We start from the raw sequence: 5349 nt of genomic DNA, 5'->3' as shown, positions 1-5349 counted from the left end.
TCGATGCCTTTCCTCTGACGGCTAATGGTAAACTTGACCGTCAGGCATTACCTGTACCCACGCAAATACAGAAGATAACTACTAATTTTGTTTTACCCCGAACAGATACAGAAAAGGCGATCGCAGATTTATTTTCTTCTCTCCTAAATATTAAAAACGTTAGCATCTACGATAATTTCTTTGAGTTGGGGGGACATTCCCTGATTGCAACTCAAGTAATTTCTCGTCTGCGGGAAACCTTCCAAATTGAGTTACCTTTGCGGGTGTTGTTTGAATCCCCCAGGGTTATAGAACTGGCGGAAATTATCAATAGTCAACGCCAAACAAACTTAGAACTAACTGCACCAGCACTGACACCCATATCTAGAGAAAATCTTGATATACCTTTATCTTGGGCGCAACAGCGACTCTGGTTTTTAGAACAATTAGAAGGTGGTAGTGCCACTTACAACGTACCGACAGCCTTACAATTGGAAGGAAGACTAAATGTCACCGCTTTAGAACAAGCCTTAGCGGAAATTATCCGTCGTCATGAAACCTTGCGGACTTGCTTTAGATTGGTGAATGGCACACCAGTACAATTCATTGATGCTAACCCTACTATCACCTTAAAAGTTACTGACTTGCAGCAATTACCAACGCCGGAACAGACTACAGAAGTCCAGCGTTTGGCAGTATTAGCAGCTGAAACACCCTTCAATCTCCAGCACGCTCCCTTATTCCGAGTTACATTGTTACCCTTGGGTGAAGAATCCCATGTGTTACTGATAACGATACACCATATCATCTCTGATGGGTGGTCTGTGGGTATCTTCATCCAAGAACTATCAACTCTCTATCAAGCTTTCTCGGTTGGCAAACCCGCTCCATTGCCAGCGTTACCTATTCAATATGCTGACTTTGCTATTTGGCAACGGCAATGGTTAAGTGGAGAACTTTTAAAAGCTAAACTTAACTACTGGCAACAGCAATTAGCAGATGCACCTCCTTTATTAGAATTACCCACAGATAAACCACGTCCAGCAATCAAAACTTTCCGGGGTAACAAACAAGACTTTGCAATATCCTTGCAGTTGAGTGAAGGAATCAAGAATTTGAGTCAACAGCACGGGGTTACGCTGTTTATGACTCTGCAAGCAGCCTTTGTCACCTTACTGCATCGTTACAGTGGGCAAACTGATATTCTTGTGGGTACACCCATCGCTAACCGAAATCGTGCCGAAATAGAACCATTGATTGGCTTTTTTGTCAATACTTTGGTATTGAGAACCCAAATTTGCGATAATCCCAGTTTTGCTGAGTTACTCCAACAAGTCAAACGGGTAGCGTTAGATGGCTATGCGCATCAAGATGTCCCCTTTGAGCAGGTGGTAGAAGTCTTACAGCCAGAACGCAACCTAAGCTATACGCCTCTGTTCCAGGTAATGTTTGCCTTGCAGAATGCTCCCTTGGGCTTAGATAATTTGGAATTAGCAGGTTTGAGCCTGACACCTTTACTTATTGAGACGGTGACAGCCAAATTTGATTTAACCCTGTCAATGGAAGAAACCCCAGAGGGATTAATTAGCACATGGGAATATAACACCGACTTGTTTGATTCTGAGACAATTACGCGGATGGCGGGACATTTCCAGAATTTAATCACAGCAATTCTGGCTAATCCCCAGCAAACAGTCCAAGAATTACCCTTACTTAGTGATACTGAACGGCAACAAATATTAGGAGATGGGAATCCTACTGCTGAGTATATTGTCAATCAATGTCTGCATCAACGGTTTGAGGAACAAGTACAAAAAACACCGGATGCTATAGCCGTAACTTTTGCCGACCAACATCTCACTTATGCTCAGTTAAATACCCGTGCAAATCAGTTAGCGCATTACTTACAAACTTTGGGCGTTAAGCCTGATGTGTTGGTAGGTATCTGTGTTGAGCGTTCCCTGGAAATGATGGTGGGTTTATTGGGGATTCTCAAAGTTGGCGGTGCTTATGTACCACTTGACCCTGAGTATCCGCCGGAGCGTTTGGCGTTTATGTTGGATGATTCCCAGGTGTCGGTGTTGTTGACTCAGGCTAAGTGGTTAGAAAATCTACCCGTAACGAATGCTAAGACTGTTTGTTTAGATAAAAATTGGGAAGATATCCATACCCATAGTGTAGAAAATCCTCAGATTGGGGTGTTACCTGAAAATTTAGCTTATGTAATTTATACTTCTGGCTCTACGGGTAAACCGAAAGGTGTGTTGGTGAATCACTGCAATGTGATGCGGTTATTTGCAGCGACTCAGGATTGGTTTAACTTTGATGCTAGCGATGTGTGGACACTTTTCCATTCCTACGCTTTTGATTTCTCCGTATGGGAAATGTGGGGAGCATTGTTGTATGGTGGTCGATTGGTAGTTGTGCCTTTCTGCGTGAGTCGTGACCCTGGGGAGTTTTATGAGTTGCTTTGTCGGGAGGGGGTGACAGTGTTAAATCAGACACCTTCGGCTTTTCGTCAGTTGATTTGGGTAGAAAGCTCACGCAGAGACGCGGAGGCGAGCCAGTGCGTTGGGCGGCTCTGCCGACTTGAAGCAACTGGCGTGCGGAGAGGAGGAGATGAGAGGATTGCTTTGCGATGGGTGATTTTTGGGGGAGAGGCTCTTGACCCAACTAGTTTATTACCTTGGTTTGAAAGACATGGAGATGCTTGTCCGCAATTGGTGAATATGTATGGGATTACGGAAACTACTGTACACGTTACTTTCCGTCAGTTGACTATGGCGGATGTGGGAAGTCCTAGCAGTGTGATTGGTGTACCGATTCCTGATTTACGGCTGTATATTCTCGATGAACATTTGCAGCCTGTTCCTGTGGGGGTACGAGGTGAAATGTATGTTGGCGGTGCAGGAGTAACACGGGGTTATTTGCATCGTCCAGAGTTAACCCAAGAAAGATTTATCCGATTGGGGACTAGGGATAATACTGTCACCTGTCACCTGTCACCTGTCACCTATAACCCTCTCTACAAAACCGGTGATTTAGCTCGCTATTTAGCTGATGGGAATATCGAATACCTCGGCCGCATAGATGACCAGGTGAAGATTCGCGGTTTTCGGATTGAGTTGGGGGAAATTGAGGCGAAGTTAGCAAGTCATCCCCAAGTACGGCAAACTGTAGTTTTAGTACAAGCAGATACTCCAGAAAATAAACGCCTGGTGGCTTACTTTGTGGTTGATGGTGAATCTCCCAGTAGTGGTGAATTGCGAGAGTATCTCAAACAGCAGTTACCTGATTATATGATTCCTGCTGTGTTTGTTTCACTAGAAGCTTTCCCATTGACGGCTAATGGTAAACTTGACCGACGGATGTTACCTGTTCCGGAAGTTAGACCAGAGTTAGATACTGGTTTTGTCGCACCCCAAACTAAAGAACAAGAATTATTAGCCAATATTTGGACGGAAGTTTTAGGGGTGTCCCAAGTCGGGATACATGATAATTTCTTTGAATTGGGTGGTGACTCGATTCGCAGTATCCAAATTTTGGCGCAGGCTAACCAAGTTGGGTTAGATTTTTCTCTTCAGCAGTTATTTCAACACCAAACTATTGCGGAATTGGCGGAGTTGGTGAGTAAGGAAGTGAGTTTTACGCTGACACCGCAGACATCACCTTTTAGTTTGATTGCGGAGACAGACAAGCAGAAGCTAGCCGCAGGATTGGAAGATGCCTATCCTCTGACAGCATTGCAAGCGGGGATGGTATTTCACAGTGAGTTGAGTGCAGATTCTGCTGTTTATCATGATGTTTTCTCTTTCCATCTGCGAGCGACTTTGGATTTACCAGCATTGCAGACTGCAATTGAGCAATTGATGGCTCGTCATGCAGTATTGCGTACTAGCTTTAACTTGACAGGGTTTTCTGAGCCGTTGCAATTAGTGCATCAAAATGTGGATGTACCTTTGCAGGTGGATGATATCAGTGATTTAACAATGGCTGAACAGCAAGCCGCCATCGATGCTTGGATAGAAACGGAGAAGTATCGCCATTTTGATTGGACACAACCGCCTCTGTGGCGTTTTGATGTTCATCGTCGTAGTGGGGAAACTTTTAATTTAAGTTTTAGTTTCCACCATGCGATTCTTGATGGTTGGAGTGTGGCATCTTTAATGACGGAATTATGGCAACAATATTTAAACTTACTCAAACCCTCCCCAATCTTTAATCCCCAATCCCCAATCCCCACAATTGCTTTCCGTGATTTTGTGGCATTAGAACGTACTGCTTTACAATCGGAAACGACACAACAATATTGGCTAGAACAACTCCGTGATGTCACAATTACTGAACTACCACGCTGGCCACAATCCTATTGTGAGGAACTTAGGGGCGAAATAGGGATTCAGGAAGTCGCAATTAGTGCTGAGTTGTCAGACGGCTTGAAGCAACTAGCTCGCAATGCTAGTGTTCCTCTGAAAAGTGTACTGTTGGCGGCTCACTTACGGGTATTGAATTTACTGGGCAATCAAGCGGATGTATTGACGGGTTTGGTGGCTAACGGTAGACCGGAAGATGCAGATGGGGAAAAAATTCTAGGGCTATTTTTAAATACTTTGCCTTTGCGATCGCAATTAGGCGGTGGTACTTGGTTAGAATTGATCCAGCAAACTTTCCAAGCTGAACAAGCGGCTTTACCGCATCGGCGTTATCCTTTGGCTGAGATGCAACGTCTGTGTGGTGGAGAGCCTTTATTTGAAATTAATTTTAATTTCGTTCATTTCCACGTTTATCAAGGTGTTTTGGGGCTAGAGGAATCTCAGCTTTTAGATTCTCAGGCTTTTGAGCAAACTAATTTTACCTTGGTGGCTAACTTTGGTTTGGATTTGGTTTCCTCTCAGGTCAATTTAGCTTTGAGTTATAAGACTAATGAACTGTGTAGAGAACAAGTAGAAAATATCTCTACTTATTATGTGAATACTTTAATGGCGATGGTAGCAGCACCATCAGCACTGTATCAAAATCAATTGCTTCTTTCACCCCAAGAACAACACCAGTTACTCCACGAATGGAATGCGACTGAGAGCAGTTATGATGATTCGCTATGTCTGCATCAGCTATTTGCAGCACAGGTGCAAAAAACACCAAATGCCATCGCTCTCACCTATGAGCAACAACATCTTACTTACGCACAATTGAATCAGCGAGCCAATCAACTGGCGCACCATTTACAAACTCTGGGTGTGAAACCTGATACTTTGGTAGGTATCTGCGTTGAACGTTCCTTAGAAATGGTGGTGGGTTTGTTGGGAATTTTGAAAGCTGGGGGGGCTTTTGTACCTCTTGACCCAGCTTATCCACGCGATCGCCTACAAT

Annotated in this window: 1 protein-coding gene; it reads left to right on the top strand. The window is 44.0% G+C overall.

The window, feature by feature from the left end; all coding sequences use genetic code 11:
- On the top strand, positions 1-5349 hold a 5349-nt coding region (locus ACM0OR_RS27525; protein WP_414579582.1), incomplete at both ends, for an amino acid adenylation domain-containing protein.

The sequence above is a fragment of the Anabaena sp. CCY 9402-a genome (assembly GCF_963920945.1).
Taxonomy (GTDB): domain Bacteria; phylum Cyanobacteriota; class Cyanobacteriia; order Cyanobacteriales; family Nostocaceae; genus Trichormus; species Trichormus minutissimus.
This window is presented reverse-complemented; position numbering and strand designations above follow the sequence as displayed.